At 67.1% G+C, this 15,819-nt stretch carries 14 protein-coding genes; 12 read left to right on the top strand and 2 right to left on the bottom strand.

Annotated elements, in window-relative coordinates; translation table 11 throughout:
- Nucleotides 1-289 precede the first annotated feature (289 nt).
- From pepN to D105_RS0108610, 6 genes are all read left to right on the top strand, one after another.
- Nucleotides 290-2,926 (top strand): aminopeptidase N, encoded by a 2,637-nt coding sequence (gene pepN / locus D105_RS0108585; protein ID WP_018878151.1) that lies wholly within the window; start codon nt 290-292, stop codon nt 2,924-2,926.
- A 224-nt stretch (nt 2,927-3,150) separates the two neighbouring features.
- Nucleotides 3,151-3,603 carry a hypothetical protein gene (locus D105_RS0108590; protein WP_051075166.1) on the top strand — a complete coding sequence of 151 codons (453 nt, stop codon included), beginning with the start codon at nt 3,151-3,153 and terminating at the stop codon, nt 3,601-3,603.
- Between the two features lie 146 nt (nt 3,604-3,749).
- Nucleotides 3,750-5,369: a TolC family protein gene (locus tag D105_RS0108595; protein ID WP_018878154.1), complete on the top strand. Its 1,620-nt coding sequence runs from the start codon at nt 3,750-3,752 to the stop codon at nt 5,367-5,369.
- Nucleotides 5,369-6,802, top strand: coding sequence for a multicopper oxidase family protein (locus D105_RS0108600; RefSeq protein WP_018878155.1), 1,434 nt, complete (start codon nt 5,369-5,371; stop codon nt 6,800-6,802). The genes D105_RS0108595 and D105_RS0108600 overlap by 1 nt, the downstream gene beginning before the upstream one ends.
- A gap of 106 nt (nt 6,803-6,908) precedes the next feature.
- Nucleotides 6,909-7,277: a copper resistance CopC family protein gene (locus D105_RS0108605; protein ID WP_018876491.1), complete on the top strand. Its 369-nt coding sequence runs from the start codon at nt 6,909-6,911 to the stop codon at nt 7,275-7,277.
- Between the two features lie 3 nt (nt 7,278-7,280).
- Nucleotides 7,281-8,189 (top strand): copper resistance D family protein, encoded by a 909-nt coding sequence (locus D105_RS0108610; RefSeq protein ID WP_018878156.1) that lies wholly within the window; start codon nt 7,281-7,283, stop codon nt 8,187-8,189.
- A 26-nt stretch (nt 8,190-8,215) separates the two neighbouring features.
- On the opposite strand, the gene D105_RS0108615 is transcribed toward D105_RS0108610, so the two are convergent.
- The gene (locus D105_RS0108615) at nt 8,216-9,337 is read right to left on the bottom strand and encodes a S1C family serine protease (protein WP_018865634.1); all 1,122 of its coding nucleotides are present in this window, start codon (nt 9,335-9,337) and stop codon (nt 8,216-8,218) included.
- 42 nt (nt 9,338-9,379) lie between these two features.
- On the opposite strand from D105_RS0108615, the gene D105_RS0108620 reads away from it, so the two are divergent.
- The 6 genes from D105_RS0108620 (at nt 9,380) to D105_RS0108645 (ending at nt 14,365) form a co-directional block, all read left to right on the top strand.
- Nucleotides 9,380-10,129, top strand: a complete 750-nt coding sequence (locus D105_RS0108620) for a Nif3-like dinuclear metal center hexameric protein (RefSeq protein WP_018865635.1) — start codon at nt 9,380-9,382, stop codon at nt 10,127-10,129.
- A 322-nt stretch (nt 10,130-10,451) separates the two neighbouring features.
- Entirely contained in the window at nt 10,452-11,054 is a 603-nt protein-coding gene (gene petA / locus D105_RS0108625; protein WP_026279149.1) for a ubiquinol-cytochrome c reductase iron-sulfur subunit, read from the top strand.
- Nucleotides 11,055-12,464, top strand: coding sequence for a cytochrome b N-terminal domain-containing protein (locus D105_RS0108630; RefSeq protein WP_018865637.1), 1,410 nt, complete (start codon nt 11,055-11,057; stop codon nt 12,462-12,464).
- On the top strand, nt 12,464-13,207 hold the full coding sequence (locus tag D105_RS0108635; protein ID WP_018878158.1) for a cytochrome c1: 744 nt from the start codon (nt 12,464-12,466) through the stop codon (nt 13,205-13,207). Before D105_RS0108630 ends, D105_RS0108635 begins: the two co-directional genes overlap by 1 nt.
- A 106-nt stretch (nt 13,208-13,313) precedes the next feature.
- On the top strand, nt 13,314-13,940 hold the full coding sequence (locus D105_RS0108640; protein WP_017942770.1) for a glutathione S-transferase N-terminal domain-containing protein: 627 nt from the start codon (nt 13,314-13,316) through the stop codon (nt 13,938-13,940).
- Complete coding sequence (locus tag D105_RS0108645) at nt 13,937-14,365, top strand: ClpXP protease specificity-enhancing factor (RefSeq protein ID WP_018878159.1); 429 nt, start codon at nt 13,937-13,939, stop codon at nt 14,363-14,365. The genes D105_RS0108640 and D105_RS0108645 overlap by 4 nt, the downstream gene beginning before the upstream one ends.
- A 67-nt stretch (nt 14,366-14,432) precedes the next feature.
- On the opposite strand, the gene D105_RS0108650 is transcribed toward D105_RS0108645, so the two are convergent.
- Nucleotides 14,433-15,812: an FAD-binding oxidoreductase gene (locus D105_RS0108650; RefSeq protein WP_018865640.1), complete on the bottom strand. Its 1,380-nt coding sequence runs from the start codon at nt 15,810-15,812 to the stop codon at nt 14,433-14,435.
- Nucleotides 15,813-15,819: the final 7 nt, after the last annotated feature.

The raw sequence follows: 15,819 nt of genomic DNA on the forward strand, positions 1-15,819 counted from the left end.
CTGGCAGCGCGGTGGATTCGAGGGCTCCGGTGGTTTCGGGCCGGCAGATTGCTTCGTCGCTGCGCTCCTCGCAATGACGGGGGAATAATCGGCGTCATCGCGAGGAGCGTAGCGACGTGGCGATCTGTGGGGGTGGCCCGGGCCGGGACGGAGAAGCGTGGGGGGTGCGGATGGAGGTTGCCACGGCCCCTGCGGGGCCTCGCAATGACGGGGTCCTTGTCCGGGTTTGGGGTATGGACCGCGTGGGCGTGATACGTGTTGAACGGTTATTGATGATTTGGAGTTTGGAATGCGTGATGCGAGTCCCCAGGCGGTTTATCTGAGCGATTACCAGCCGCCGGCGTTTGTGGTGGAGAGCCTGGAGCTGGACTTTGAGCTGGACGCGGCGACCACCGAGGTGACCACGCGCATGGCGGTGCGCCGCAACCCGCAGGCGGCGGAGCCGAACGGGGCGCTGCGGCTGTACGGCGATGGTGTGGAGCTGGCGTCGCTGACGGTGGATGGCGCGGAGCCGGGCGAGGGCCTGCTGGAGCAGGACGCCGAGGGCCTGCTGCTGCACGGCCTGCCGGAGGCGGCGCGGCTGGAGATCGTCAGCCGCTGCCACCCGGAGCAGAACACCGCGCTGGAGGGCCTGTACGCCTCCAGCGGCATGCTGTGTACCCAGTGCGAGCCGGAGGGCTTTCGCCGCATCACGTTCTTCCCCGATCGTCCGGATGTGCTGACCACCTACCGCGTGCGCCTGGAAGCGGACCGGGCGCAGTACCCGGTGCTGCTGGCCAACGGCAACCGCGTGGAGGCCGGCGAGCTGGACGGCGGGCGCCACTACGCGGTGTGGGAGGACCCGTTCCCCAAGCCGTCGTACCTGTTTGCGCTGGTCGCCGGGGATCTGGCCTGCCAGCGCGACACCTTCACCACCATGTCCGGGCGCGAGGTCGCGCTGGAGCTGTTTGTGGAGGCGCACAACGCCGATCGCTGCGATCACGCGCTGGCCTCGCTGAAGCGCGCGATGCGCTATGACGAGGAGGCCTTCGGCCGCGAATACGACCTGGACGTGTACATGATCGTCGCGGTGGACGACTTCAACATGGGGGCGATGGAGAACAAGGGGCTGAACCTGTTCAACGCCAAGTACGTGCTCGCCAGCCCCGACACCGCCACCGACAGTGACTTTGTCGCCATCGAGTCGGTGATCGCCCACGAGTATTTCCATAACTGGTCGGGCAACCGCGTGACCTGCCGCGACTGGTTCCAGCTGTCACTCAAGGAAGGGCTCACGGTCTTCCGCGACCAGGAATTCACCACCGACTGCACCCTGTTCGGCGTCAAGCGCATCGACGATGTCGCCATGCTGCGCGCCTTCCAGTTCCCGGAGGACGCGGGCCCGTTGGCGCACCCGGTGCGTCCGGATCACTACGCCGAGATCAACAACTTCTACACCCTGACCGTCTACGAGAAGGGCGCGGAGCTGATCCGCATGCTGCGCACCCTGATCGGGCGCGAGGTCTTCCGCCGCGGGCTGGATGTTTACTTCGAGCGCTTCGACGGCCAGGCCGTGACGACGGACGACTTTGTCGCGGTGATGGCCGAGGCCAGCGGGCGCGATCTCTCCCGCTTCAAGCGCTGGTATACCCAGGCCGGCACGCCGCATGTGACCGCAGGCACCGCGTTCGACGGCCCCGGCGGACCGGCCCGTATCACACTCGCGCAGGAGACCCCGCCGACCCCGGGCCAGGCGCACAAGGAGCCGGTGGTGATCCCGGTGCGCATGGCCTTTCTCGATGCCGACGGCCAGCGCATCCGCGCGCGCCGGGACGGCGACGAAGCCGCGCGCGACGAATGGGTGCTGGAGCTGGACGCCGCCGAGCACACCTTCTGCTTCGAGGACCTGTCCGCCGAGGTGGCCGCGATCTCCTGGCTACGCGGCTTCTCCGCCCCGGTGATCCTGAACGCCAACCAGGGCGTGGACGAACTGGCGCACCTGCTGGCGCATGACGATGATGCCTTCGCCCGCTGGGAGGCCGCGCAGACCCTGTTCCGTCGCGCCATCCGTGCGCGCATCGAGCACGACGCCGCCGACTCCGCGCTGGAGGCCGCCATCGAGCACGCCCTGCACGCCCTGATCGAGGATCCGGCGATCGAGCCGGTGCTGCTGGCGACCATCCTGCAGCTGCCGCCCACGCGCGAGCTGGCCGAGTTGTTCGAGCGCGTCGATCCGGTGCGCCTGCGCATGGAGCGCGACGACCTGGAGAAGCGCCTCTATGCCCCGCTGACCGGCGCGATGCAGCAGATCCAGCCGAAGCTGGACGACGTGGACAATGGTGCCTTCACCGCCGAGGCGATGGGCCTGCGCCAGCTGCGCAACCGTCTGCTGGCGCTGCGTGTGGCGGCCCGCGACCAGGCCGCGGTGCCCGAGGCCCTGGCGCAGTACCAGAAGGCGCGCAGCATGACCATGCGCATGGGTGCGCTGAACGCGGTGAACGAGCTGGATCACGAGGCCCGCGAGGTGCTGCTGACGGACTTCGAGCAGCGCTACCGCGACGACCCGCTGGTGCTGGACAAGTACTTCGGTCTGCAGGCCGGCAGCCAGGTCCCCGGAGGCTTCGAGCGCCTGGAGGCGCTGCTGGAGCACCCCGGGTTCCGCTGGACCAACCCGAACCGGGTGCGCGCGGTGCTCGGGCCGTTCATGGCCCGCAACGAACGCCACTTCCACCAGGAAGACGGCGAGGGCTATCGCCGCATGGGCGGCTTTGTCGAGAAGCTGGACGCGATGAACCCGCAGACCGCCGCGCGCCTGGCCCAGCCGCTGACGCGCTGGCGCAAGGTGGACACCGCGCGCGGCAAGCAGATGCGCGCGGAACTCGAGCGCCTCGCCGCACTCGAAGTCTCGCGCGACCTGCGCGACGTGATCGAGCGCGCGCTGGCGTAGGCGGCCAGCCCTCTCGCCGATCGCGCGCCGGGCGTGACCGTAGGAGCGTGCTTGCACGCGAAGCCCCCGCCAAAGTCGGACGCGGGCAGGAGCATTCGCGTGCAAGCACGCTCCTACAGGGGCTGTTGGTTATGGTAGCGTGTTGGCCGGTTATCGGGGCGCGACGCCCCTCGACATGAGGTTTGACCGACGTGAAACGGGTCTTCCATCGACTGCTGTGCTGGATGCTGGTGCTGGCGATTGCCGGCCTGCCGGCGCTTGCGGCGGTCGCGAGCGAGGGAGGCAGTCACGCCGGGCATGCGATGCACGGGGCCCAGTCGAAGGGTGACCAGCCAGCGGATCACGCGGCTCATGATGATCCGCGTGCCCATGCGCATGATCACGCGCACGGCGACCACCATGATCACCATGCGCAGGACGATCCCGCCGATACTCGGCATGGCGGCGACCACGCCCATGAAGCATCCGATTCCTCTGACGCCAGCGGGGTGATCGTGCACGCGGATTGCCTGGATGGCGCCTGTCTGGCGAGTTGCTCGGCCTGCAGCCACTGCCAGGGCATGCCGTCCATCACCGGCATGCACCTGCTGACCCCGGTCACGCAGGCCATGCGCCTGTATTCCTTCCAGAGCGGCCCGCCTGCGGCCGCGTTATACCGACCCCCGATCCTCTCCTGATCTGACTGTACCGGCCCGAGCGCCGGGGCTGTCCGTATATCCGGGTTCCACTCGGCACTGGCGGACGGCAAGGCCGTGTCGCGCGTTCGCGCGGGATGCGGAATCGAAGTCCGATCAAGGAGATTTTCACGATGCGAGCAACCCGATTGCTGCTCCCCGTCGTATCGGTGCTGTTCCTCGCCGGTTGCGCGGTCACTGCGCCCGAGCTGGACCGCTCCGAACTGGCGGAGGACATCTCGGTGCAGGGGATCGACCTGCCCGAGTCGGAGATGCCCCGCCCCTCCGGCGAGCTGACGCTCGAGGAGGCCATTCATCAGGCCCTGTGGCGCAACCCGCGCATGCAGCAGGCCTACGCCAAGCTGGATCTGACGGCCGCCGACGTGGTCGAGGCCGCCCAGTTTTCCAATCCCACCCTGTCGCTGTCGGTGATGCGCCCCGAGGGCGGTGGCGGCAACGAGACGGGGGTCGGCCTGGCCTGGGGGATTTCCGGCCTGCTGATGCGCAGTGCGCGTCAGGACATTGCCGAGGCCCACTGGGAGTCCACACGTCTGCAGCTGGCCGAAGGCATGGTGGCCCTGGCCTCGGACACCGAGCGTGCCTGGTATGACGCGGTGGCCGCGCGCCAGCGGGCGCAGGTGCAGGCGCTGGAGACCCGCGCCGCGGATCTCGGCTCGCTGCTGGGCGAGCGCTTCTATGACGCCGGCAACATCCCCGACCTGAAGCGGGTACAGCTGCGCATCCGTGCGGCCGAGGCCCGGCTGAAGCTCGAGGATGCGCGGCAGCGCGAGCGCGAAACCCGTCTGCGCCTGGCCCACCTGATGGGGCTGCCCGGCCAGGTGGATGGCTGGGAGGTCCCCGGCAAGCTGCCACTGCCGCTGGCCGGTGTGGAGGATCGCGATGCCCTGGTCGAGCAGGCGCTGGAGCAGCGTCTGGACCTGCGGGCCCTGGACCATGCCCTGGAGGGGCTCACCGAGGGCGTGGCCCTGGTGCGGCGCTATCGCTGGCTGGGTGACATCGAGCCCGGTATCGAGTTCGAACGCGAGACGGACGGCACCCGCCTGTGGGGCGGTGGCATCTCCTTCACCCTGCCGATCTTCAACCAGAACCAGGCCGGCATCGCCCGGGCCGAGGCGCGGCTGGAGGACGGTGAGGCCCGGCGGGCCAAGCTGGAGCAGGCGGTGACCGCCGATGTGCACCAGCACTTCGTGCGGCTGGCCCATCACCGCGACAAGTTCAGCACCAAGCGCTATGAATTGCTGCCGGCCCGGGAGATCGAACTGGAGCGCGTGCAGGAGCGCGTGAACTTCATGTTCGACGATGTCTTCGACCTGCTGGTGACCAAGCAGGAAGAGCTGGCCGACTGGCAGCGGGCCGTGGCCGCGCTGGGTGACTACTGGCGGGCCCGGGTGGATCTGGCCTTTACGGTGGCCGGCGAGCTGCCGGGCGGGGCGCCGGGTCACGAGGGCTATCTCGAAACCGACGCGCTCGAGCATGACCCGTCCGAGATGGATCACGGAGACCATGGCGGTCACGGCGGTCACGGCGGTCACGGGGACCACGGGGACCACGGGGACCACGGGGATCACGGGGATCACGGGGATCACGGGGATCACGGGGATCACGGGGATCACGGGGATCACGGAGATCACGGAGATCACGGAGATCACGGAGATCACGGAGATCACGGAGATCACGGAGATCACGGAGATCATGACCATGACGATCACGGTGACCACGGCGACGACGGTCACGGAGGGCATCACTGATGAAACGGCGTAACTTCCTGCTGGCCGCCGGTGCGGCAATGCTGCCGGCAACCACCCTGACCCGGGTGATGGCCGAAACGGGTCACGAGCACCACAACGAGGGCGATGCCACGCCCGGCGAACGCACCGAACAGGGCTACATGCCGGTGCACACGCCGAACGGCTGGACCCTGCCGTACGAAATGAACAACGGCGTGAAGGAGTTCCATCTGGTCGCCGAGGAGATCGAGCACGAGTTCGCGCCCGGTTCGGTGGCGAAGTGCTGGGGCTACAACGGCACCACGCCGGGGCCGACCATCGAGGCGGTGGAGGGCGACAAGGTTCGCATCTACGTGACCAACCGCCTGCCGGAATACACCTCGGTGCACTGGCACGGCATCCATCTGCCCTCGGGCATGGACGGGGTGAAGGGCGTGACCCAGCCGCCGATCCATCCGGGGGAGACCTTCGTCTACGAGTTCGAGCTGAACCAGCACGGTACGCACATGTACCACCCGCACGCCGACGAGATGGTGCAGATGGCGATGGGGATGATGGGGATGTTCATCATCCACCCGAAGGACGGCGAGATCGAGCCGGTGGACCGCGACTACGCGATCCTGCTGCACAACTGGGGGCTGCACCCGGGCACGCGCGCGCCGGACCCGTCGATCATGGTGGACTTCGACCTGTGGTCGATGAATTCCAAGGTGTTCCCTGCCATCGACTCGCTGGTGGCGAAAACGGGCGAGCGCGTGCGCATCCGCATGGGCAACCTGTCGATGTGGAACCACCCGATGCACGTGCACGGGGTGTCGTTCGAGGTGACCGGCTCCGATGGCGGGCGCTGGCCGCGCAACCAGTGGCGCAAGGAGACCACGGAGATCGTCGCGGTCGGCCAGACCCGCGATATCGAGTTCGTCGCGCCACCGGGTGACTGGGCATTCCATTGCCACATGTCCCACCACACCATGAACCCGATGGGGCACGGCATCGCCAACACCCTGGGTGTGGACCAGTCCGGCCTCGAGGAGGAGATCCGTACGCTGCTGCCCGGCTATATGGCCATGGGCGAACACGGCATGGCGGATCACCAGGACCACACCGACGGCGGCCACATGCGCGGGCCGGAGAACACCCTGCCGATGGGGATGGGCCAGGGGCCGTTCGGCAACATCGGCATGGGCGGCATGTTCACCCTGATCAAGGTGCGCGACGACCTGGAGCCCGGGGACTTCCGCGATCCCGGCTGGTACTGGCACCCGGACGGGGAGGTGGCCCGCCGCGTGAGCCGCGATCCGGATTTCGGCAATCCGGTGCGCCGCGGCAAGGTCGCGGGTGCGGATTCCGACGGGCTCCCGACCCCCAGCCGCGATGCGCATGGCGGGCACGGAGGCCATGGCGGCCACGGGGGGCATGGAGGACATAACGGCCACGGAGGCCACAACCACTGAGTTTCCACCGGTGCGGGCACCGGGACCGCCGCAAGGCGGCCCCCGGTGGCCTGTGGCCGGCGGATTCCGACACGACACGACTGCACTTGAACAACTTGAGGACGACATGATGACGATTGGTAACCGCAATATCCTGCGTTCCGCCCTTGCGGCCCTGCTGCTGGCCTTCGCCAGCCCCCTGCTGGCCCACGAGGGCGAAATGGGACAGGTCCCGGAGGATGGCTCCACGGTGCAGGGCACCCCGGAGGAGATCGGGATTCACTTCGATGGCGCGATGCGCATCACCCAGTTCGACGTGATCGGCCCGCAGGGCCGCGTGTCCCTGGAGAACGAGCCGGGCAGTGATCCGACCGAGGAGTACCATGTGCGTCCGGCCGGTGATCTGGAACCGGGGCGCTACGAGGTGCGCTGGCGTGGTCTGGCCCGTGACGGCCACATGATGTCCGGGAGCTTCCGCTTCACGGTGGAGGACTGAGCCGTGGCCTGGCTGTCTGCGCTTGCCGGTGTGGATGCCTGGACGGTCGCCATGATGCTGGTGGTGGCCGGGTTCTATGCCGGTGCCCTGCTGGCGGCCGGGGCGGTGCTGTTTCGCCTGGCGTTTCCGGATCTGCCTGATCCGGATCGCCGGGCGGCCAGCCGCATGGGTGCGATCGCGGCCTGGGTCGCGATCGTACTGGCCCTGGTCCAGTGGCCGCTGCAGGCCGGATACCTCGGGGGTAGCAATGGTGCGGCTGCCTTCGACCCCATGCTGCTCGGCTTGGTGTTCGAGGGGGCGCAGGGAACCCGGCTGGTGCTGGCTGTGAGCGGTTTGTTGCTGGTGCAGGCGATCCTGCTGGATGCCCGTCGGTTGCCGGGGCTGGGCTACGGTCTCAGCCTTGCCGGCGTATTGCTGGTGATGCTCGCCTTCGTGCAGGTCGGGCACACGGTGGACGAGCCGCGCGTCCTGCTGGGAGGGCTGCTGGTGCTGCATCTGCTGACTGCGGCCTTCTGGGTCGGTTCGTTGTGGCCGCTGTATCGCCTGGCGGGGCACCCGCCGGCGGGTTGTGATGCCGCGCGCATCCTGGCGCGTTTTGGCCAGGTGGCGGTGTTCGGGGTCGGGCTGCTGGTGCTGGCCGGTGTGGTGCTGGCGGCCTTGCTGCTGGGCGGTGTCACGCCATTGCTCACCACGGGCTATGGGCAGTTCCTGATCGGCAAGGTCCTGATCGTCGGATTGCTCCTGCTGCTGGCCGCCGCGAACAAGTGGCGGCTGGTGCCGGCGTTCGAGCGCGGCGAACCCGGGGCCCCCGGGCGGCTGCGCCGCAGTATCGCGCTGGAGGGCGGTCTGGTCGGGTCGATCCTGCTGCTGACCGCGGTACTGACCACGGTCAGTTCGCCGGCCGGTGGATAGGCGACGCGGGCGCTAGCGGTTCGGCGTCAGATGGGTCGCTGGGCGACCGTGGCGGCGAGTTCGACGTCCTCGCCCTCGCGCTGGACACGGATGTCCAGGGTCGCGCCGGGCGAGGTGCGGGCGATCACGTTGAGCGCTTCTCGCGGGGTGTTCACGCTGCTGCCGTCCAGGTGGGTGATGATGTCCCCCGGTCGGATTCCAGCTTCTTCCGCAGGCCCCTCGCGCAGGATGCCGGCGACCAGCACGCCGCGCGGCGTGTCCAGGCCGAAGGATTCGGCCAGTTCGCGGTTCATCGCCTGGACCTCGATCCCCAGCCAGCCGCGGGCGACATAGCCCTGTTCGATGATCTCGGTCATCACGCTGCGCGCCAGATCCACCGGGATCGCGAAGCCGATGCCGTGGGAGCCGCCGGAGCGCGAGAAGATCGCGGTGTTGATGCCGACGACCTCGCCGCGCGCATTGATCAGCGCGCCGCCGGAATTGCCCGGATTGATCGCCGCGTCGGTCTGGATGAAGTCCTCGAAGGTGTTGATCCCGAGCTGGTTGCGCCCGGTGGCGGAGACGATCCCCTGGGTCACCGTCTGGCCGACGCCGAAGGGGTTGCCGATGGCGAGCACGACGTCGCCCACCCGCAGGTCGCTGGAGTGCCCCACCGTGGCCACACCGAGCCCCGGCGCGCGCACGCGCAGAACGGCAAGGTCGGTATCCGGATCGATGCCGATGATCTCGGCGGGGTGGGCCTCGCCGCCGGGGAGCATGATGGCAATGGCATCAGCCTCCTCGATCACGTGGTGATTGGTGAGGATGTGCCCCTGTTCGGTCATGATGACCCCGGAACCGAGGCTGGACTGCTCCTGTTCACCCGGCGGAAGGGGCTGGCCGAAGAATTCATGCAGGCCGAGGCCGGAGGGCCGGTCGATGGTGCGCGAGGTCATGATGTTGACGACCGCGGGTGCGGCGCGGCGTACGCCGTCGGCGTAGCTGGCCGGCGCACCCGTGGCGCCCGGGGCCGGCACGGGTTCGGCGACCTGCAGATCGGCGCCGGATTCGTCGCGGCCGAGGATCTCGGGGAAGAACACCGCGATCACCACGGCCAGGGCAATGCCGGTCAGCGCGGCTTGCAGCAGAAAGCGAGAGAAATTCACCATATGTCGAATATACCGAATCAGCGTTCAACAGGGGATCCCGCCGTGGTCAATCGCGATGAACTGATGCAGGCACTGAATGCGGAGCTCGAGCCGGAGCGTTTCCGCGATTACTGCCCGAATGGTCTGCAGGTGGAGGGGCGCCGCGAGATCCGTCGGATCGTCAGCGGGGTGACCGCCTCCCTGGCGCTGGTGGAGGCGGCGGTGGAGGCCGGGGCCGACCTGATCCTGGTGCACCACGGGTACTTCTGGAAGGGCGAACCGCAGGAGGTGACCGGCATGAAGCGCGAGCGCATGCGCCTGCTGCTGGCGCATGACATTAACCTGGTCGCCTTCCACCTGCCGCTGGATGCCCACCCGGTGCTTGGCAACAACACCCAGTTGGCCGGGCGCCTGGGATTCGCGATCGACGGTGTGCTGCGCGAGGACGGCGTCGGCCAGGTGGGGAGCCCGGCGCGGGTGATGTCGGCGCCCGACATGCAGGCGCATATCAGCAACGTGCTGGGGCGCGAGGCGCTGTGCGTGGAGGCCGGTGACCATCCCATCCGCCGCATCGCCTGGTGTACCGGCGGGGCCCAGTCCCTGCTTACCGAGGCCGCGGCACAGGGAGTGGATGCCTACATCAGTGGCGAGATCTCCGAGCAGACCACCCACGAGGCGCGCGAGCTGGGGGTGCACTACTTCGCTGCCGGACATCATGCGACCGAGCGCTACGGGGCCCCGGCCCTGGGCCAGTGGTGCGCGGAGCGCTTCGGTCTCGAACACCAGTTTATCGAGATCGACAATCCCGCCTGAGCGGGGGTGATCCCGCCCGCACGCGACTGCGTGCGAGATTGCAGTGCAGCCTGTTCGCTTTGGGGGCGTGCCGGACACCCCGTCCGCGCCCGTCTGTAATCAGTTGGTTATGTAGGTTTTCGACGCGCGTGACCAAGCGCAATGCTCGGTCTTAAGGCAGTAATCTACTTGACCTTATTAGCGTGTTCGGGAATTCTATCGGATTTTACAGCCCGCCCAGATGGGTATTCGCGCGTGCGGCCAAGGCCCCTCGCGTTCAGGCTGCGCCTTGGTTGCGTGGCTGCGGGAATACGATTTCAACACGTTGTTTGGAGAGACAAACATGGCAAACCAAGGCGTAAACCGAGGCCGGCGCCGGTTCCTCGTCGCCGCGACATCTGTCGTAGGCGGAGCCGGGGTCGCCGCTGTCGCGGCCCCGTTCCTGGCGTCCTTGCAGCCCAGCGCGCGCGCTCAGGCGGCCGGGGCCCCTGTCGAGTTCGACGTGTCCGCTGTCGAGCCGGGCCAGCGTGTCAGCGTCGAATGGCGCGGCCAGCCCATCTGGGTCGTGCGACGCACCGAAGAGATGATCGCCGGTTTGTCCGAGGTGACCGACCGTCTGCGTGATCCGGAGTCCGAGGTCGAGAGCCAGCAGCCGGAATACGCGCAGAACGAGCACCGTTCGCGCAATCCCGAGTTCCTGGTCGTGATCGGCATCTGCACCCATCTGGGCTGCTCGCCCACCTACCGCCCGGAGATCGGCGACCCCGAGATGGGTTCCGACTGGCAGGGTGGCTGGCTGTGCGGCTGCCACGGCTCCCGCTTCGACCTGGCCGGCCGCGTGTATCGCAACATGCCGGCGGCGACCAACCTGGTGATCCCGCGCCACATGTACCGCACGGACACCTTGCTTGTCATTGGTGAAGACGAAGACGGGGAGGCGATCTAAATGGCCAGCAATCCTGATACCAAGATCCAGGGCGGTCTGCTGGGCTGGGTCGATGCCCGCTTCCCGCTCTCCCAGATGTGGAACGAGCATCTGGCGCAGTACTACGCGCCGAAGAACTTCAACTTCTGGTATTTCTTCGGCTCCCTGGCGCTGCTGGTGCTGGTCATCCAGATCGTCTCCGGCATCTTCCTGACCATGTTCTACAAGCCCGATGCGGAACTCGCGTTCGCGTCGGTCGAGTACATCATGCGCGACGTGGAGTGGGGCTGGCTGATCCGCTACATGCATTCCACCGGCGCCTCGATGTTCTTCGTGGTCGTCTATCTGCACATGTTCCGGGCGCTGCTGTACGGCTCCTACAAGAAGCCGCGCGAGCTGATCTGGATCTTCGGTGTGCTGATCTACCTGGTGCTGATGGCCGAGGCCTTCGCCGGCTACCTGCTGCCGTGGGGCCAGATGTCCTACTGGGGCGCGCAGGTGATCGTGAACCTGTTCCAGACCATCCCGTACATCGGGCCGGACCTGGTGACCTGGATTCGCGGTGACTTCCTGCTCTCCGATGCCACGCTGAACCGCTTCTTCGCGCTGCACGTGATTGCCCTGCCGCTGGTGCTGATCATGCTGGTGGCCGCGCACATCATTGCGCTGCACGAAGTGGGCTCCAACAACCCGGACGGCATCAACATCAAGGAAAACAAGGACGAGAACGGCATCCCGAAGGATGGCATCCCGTTCCACCCGTACTACTCCGTGAAGGATCTGGTCGGTGTCGGCGTGTTCCTGATGGTCTTTGCCGTGATCATGTTCTTCTTCCCGACCGGTGGCGGCCTGTTCCTGAAGCCGGACAACATGATCCCGGCCGACCCGCTGGTCACCCCGGATCTCATCCCGCCGGTGTGGTACTTCACCTCGATGTATTCGGTGCTGCGATCCGTGCCGGATCCGTTCCTCGGCGTGGTCGCGATGGGCCTTGCGGTGGTGATGCTGTTCTTCATCCCGTGGCTGGATCGCAATCCGGTACTGTCGATGCGCTACCGCTCGTTCGCGGCCAAGTTCAACCTGGCGGTGTTCGTGGTGGCCTTCGTGATCCTCGGCTGGCTGGGTCTGCAGCAGGCCACCACGGAAGTGAGCGAGATGAGCCTGCGCTTCTCTACGGTCTACTTCGCGTTCTTCTTCCTGCTGTGGTTCCTCAGCAAGGAACGCTCCGCGGTCTTCAGCCTGATCGCCTTCGCCGTGGTGGTGGGCATCTACACGATCTACGACATCCTGCGTTTCGATCCGAGTGACGCGAGTCTGATCATGTGGTCCTGGCTGATTCCGACCGTGTATCTGTTCGTGACCATGGTGGCCCCCGCCTTTGCGCGTGGCCTGGGCCGTGACCGTGCCGTTCCGGAAAGGGTGACTTCGTAATGAAAACGCTGATTGCAACTACGTTCCTGGCCGCTGCGGCCCTGTTCACCGTCCCGGCCGCCTCGGCGGCCGGGTACGACGGTGACCTGGAGAAGGCCAATATTGACGTGACCAATGAGGCCTCGCTGCAGCGCGGTGCCAACCTGTTCATGAACTACTGCATGGGTTGCCACTCCACGGAGTACATGCGCTACAACCGCGTCGCGCGGGATATCGGGCTCACCGAGCAGCACATGGAAGAGAACTTCATCTTCATGACCGACGAAGCCGGTGATCCGGTCGGTGTGGGTTCGCTGATGAAGAACGCCATGAGCGACGATTACGGCGAAGAGGCCTTCGGCGTGGTCCCGCCCGACCTGACCATGACCACCCGCATCCATGGCGAGGACTGGGTCTACACCTTCCTGAAGAGCTTCTATGTGGATGAGTCGCGTCCGCTGGGCGCGAACAATACCGTGTTCAGCAACGTCGGCATGCCGCACGTGCTGTGGGAGCTCCAGGGGTGGCAGGAGAAGGTTGTCGACGAGGACGGCAACGAGCGTCTCGAGTTGGTGCGCTCCGGTAGCATGACGCCCAGCGAATACGACCGCGCCGTGCGCGACATCGTCACCTACCTCTCCTACATGGGCGAGCCGATGCAGCTGGACCGCCAGCGGATCGGCCTGTACGTCCTGATTTTCCTCGGGATCTTCACGATTCTGGCCTACTTCTTGAAAAAGGAGTACTGGAAAGACGTACACTAGGCGGCCTGAACCGTCGCCGGCGCACCGATCAGGGATGATCGCGCGCCGGTGTTATTGACCGTCTGCCCGGCGTGGCCTCGTGCCTGGCCGGGCTAGGGAGAAAGCCATGGCGCTGGTCGCCAACCGTCGTTCCGTTATGACCCTGTTTTCTGCTCACGACTGTGTGCGCTGCCACCGGGTGCGCATCATCCTCGCGGAGAAGGACATCGCCGTGGATGTCGTGAATCTCGGGCCGGACGAGCTGCCCGAGGATCTCTCCGATCTGAATCCGTACAACGAGGTCCCGACCCTGGTGGATCGCGATCTGGCCCTGTACGGGACGCATGTCATCACCGAATACCTGGACGAGCGTTTTCCGCATCCGCCGTTGATGCCGGTGGATCCGGTTTCGCGGGCGGCCGCGCGGCTGGCGCTTTATCGCGTGGAACGCGACTGGTACGAGGGGCTGGACGCGGTCTACAAGGCCTCCGGCTCGGGGTTGACCAAGGCGCGCAAGATCCTGCGCGAGAGCCTGGTGAGCTCGGCGGAGATCTTCGAACTCAAGCCGTACTTCCTGAGTGACGAGTTCTCCATCGTTGACTGTGCCATCGCGCCCGTGATGTGGCGGCTTCCGGCGGTCGGTATCGACCTGGCCTCGCTGCCGCAGGCGATCCAGGAATACGCCGACCGTGTGTGCAAGCGCGAGTCTTTCCAGGTGAGTCTGACCGAGGCCGAGCGCGAGCTGCGCCTGTGACTTCGTCGCGCCCCTATCTGCTCCGTGCGCTGTGGGAGTGGGTCACGGATAACGGCTTCACGCCGCATATCCTGGTCGACGCCACGGTCGAGGGTGTGGTCGTGCCCGAGGCCTTTGTGGATCAGGGCAAGATCACCCTGAACGTTGGTCCCTCCGCGGTACAGGCGCTGAATATCGGGGACGACGCCGTGGCCTTCTCGGCCCGCTTCGCCGGCAACCCGATGGATGTGTTTGTGCCGATGCCAGCGGTCCTGGCGGTCTACGCCCGCGAGAACGGGCAGGGCATGATGTTCGGCAGTGAGCCGGGGCCCGGCCCCGAGGACGATGGTCCAGGCGCGCCGCCGGATGGGTCCGGTGATGGCGGGGGCGGAGAGGATGCCCCGGCGCCCAGGCGCAAGGGGCCGTCGCTCAAGGTCGTCAAGTAGTGCGCAGGGCCCCGTATGGGGCCCGTTTCTTTTCCGGGGATGTGTGCCGGACGAAGGGGGCGTAGCCTCAGGCCGGGCCGGGTGCCTTGCCGGGGTTGAGGATGTTGTCGGGATCGAACTCGCGCTTGATGCCCGCCATCAGCCCCAGTGCCACCGGGTCCAGCTCGCGCGCCACATAGGGCCGCTTGACCAGCCCGATGCCGTGTTCGCCGGACAGGGTGCCGCCGAGCGCCAGGACCAGCGTAAAGACCCCGTCGAGGCAGCGTTCGGCCGCCGCCAGCTCCTGCGGATCGTCCGGGTTGACCAGCAGGTTCACGTGGATGTTGCCGTTGCCGGCATGGCCGAAATTCACGATCTTGATCGCGTGCTCCGTCGCCAGGCGGTCCAGGCCCGCGATCAGCTCGGGGATGCGCGAGACCGGCACGACCACGTCCTCGTTGATCTTCTTCGGCGCCACGGTCCGCAGCGCCGGGGACAGGGCCTTGCGTACGGCCCACAGGGCCTGTGCCGCCTCGGGGGTGTCGGCGCTGTGGGTCTCCAGGCAACCGGGGCCCTCGGCCGCGGCGCGCACGCCGGCGGTGGTGGCGTCGATACCGGCCTCGGTGCCATCCGTTTCGATCATCAGGATGGCGCCGGCGTCCGCGGGCAGGGGGCAGTCCGGATCATAGTCTCGAATCATGGCAATGGCGGAGTGGTCCATGAATTCCAGTGCCGAGGGGACTTCCGCTCGGGCCATCAGGCGCGAGACGGCGCGGGCAGCGCCGCCGACATCGCGATATACCGCCTGGATCAGGCGGGTCGCCTCCGGCCTGGGGGTGAGGCGCAGCGTGGCCTCCGTGATCACGGCCAGCGTGCCCTCGGAGCCGATCAGCAGCCGGGTGAGGTCGTAGCCCACGACGCCCTTGGTGGTGTGGACCCCGGTGCGGAAGGCCTCCCCGGTTCCGGCGACGCCAGCGAGGCCCAGGGTGTTGTCTCTCGGGGTGCCGTACTTCACCGCATGCGGCCCCGCGGAGTTGTACGCCAGGTTGCCGCCCAGGGTGCAGTAGGCGCTGCTGGTCGGATCCGGTGGCCAGAAGAAGCCATGGCGTCCCGCGGCCTCCTGGATTTCGCCGTTGGTGACGCCGGGTTCCGCGATCAGCCAGCGATTGTCCGGGTCCACCTCGAGGATGCGGTTCATGTGCTCGAAGGACACCACCAGCCCCCCGTGATCCGGCACTGCGGCACCCGTGGTGCCCGTCCCGCGTCCGCGGCAGGTGAGGGCGACGCCCAGGCGCCGGCACAGCCGTACCAGCTCGCGCACGGTATCCGCGTCGCGCGGGAAGGCCACCGCGTCGGGCACCGCGTGGAGCTTCGAGTTGTCCGCGCCATACGTCCAGCAGTCCGCCGGATCGAGTAGCCGATCGCCGGGTGCCAGCAGTTGTTCCAGTTCGCGGGTCAGTGGAGTCATGGGGCGG

This window comes from Thioalkalivibrio sp. ALE28 (assembly GCF_000377425.1).
Classification (GTDB): Bacteria; Pseudomonadota; Gammaproteobacteria; order Ectothiorhodospirales; family Ectothiorhodospiraceae; genus Thioalkalivibrio.

Coding starts and splice junctions, on each gene's coding strand:
- D105_RS0108635 (WP_018878158.1), top strand. CDS start 12,464: ATGAAAACGCTGATTGCAACTACGTTCCTGGCCGCTGCGGCCCTGTTC.
- D105_RS0108605 (WP_018876491.1), top strand. CDS start 6,909: ATGATGACGATTGGTAACCGCAATATCCTGCGTTCCGCCCTTGCGGCC.
- petA (WP_026279149.1), top strand. CDS start 10,452: ATGGCAAACCAAGGCGTAAACCGAGGCCGGCGCCGGTTCCTCGTCGCC.
- D105_RS0108630 (WP_018865637.1), top strand. CDS start 11,055: ATGGCCAGCAATCCTGATACCAAGATCCAGGGCGGTCTGCTGGGCTGG.
- D105_RS0108600 (WP_018878155.1), top strand. CDS start 5,369: ATGAAACGGCGTAACTTCCTGCTGGCCGCCGGTGCGGCAATGCTGCCG.
- pepN (WP_018878151.1), top strand. CDS start 290: ATGCGTGATGCGAGTCCCCAGGCGGTTTATCTGAGCGATTACCAGCCG.
- D105_RS0108640 (WP_017942770.1), top strand. CDS start 13,314: ATGGCGCTGGTCGCCAACCGTCGTTCCGTTATGACCCTGTTTTCTGCT.
- D105_RS0108590 (WP_051075166.1), top strand. CDS start 3,151: ATGCTGGTGCTGGCGATTGCCGGCCTGCCGGCGCTTGCGGCGGTCGCG.
- D105_RS0108615 (WP_018865634.1), bottom strand. CDS start 9,337: ATGGTGAATTTCTCTCGCTTTCTGCTGCAAGCCGCGCTGACCGGCATT.
- D105_RS0108650 (WP_018865640.1), bottom strand. CDS start 15,812: ATGACTCCACTGACCCGCGAACTGGAACAACTGCTGGCACCCGGCGAT.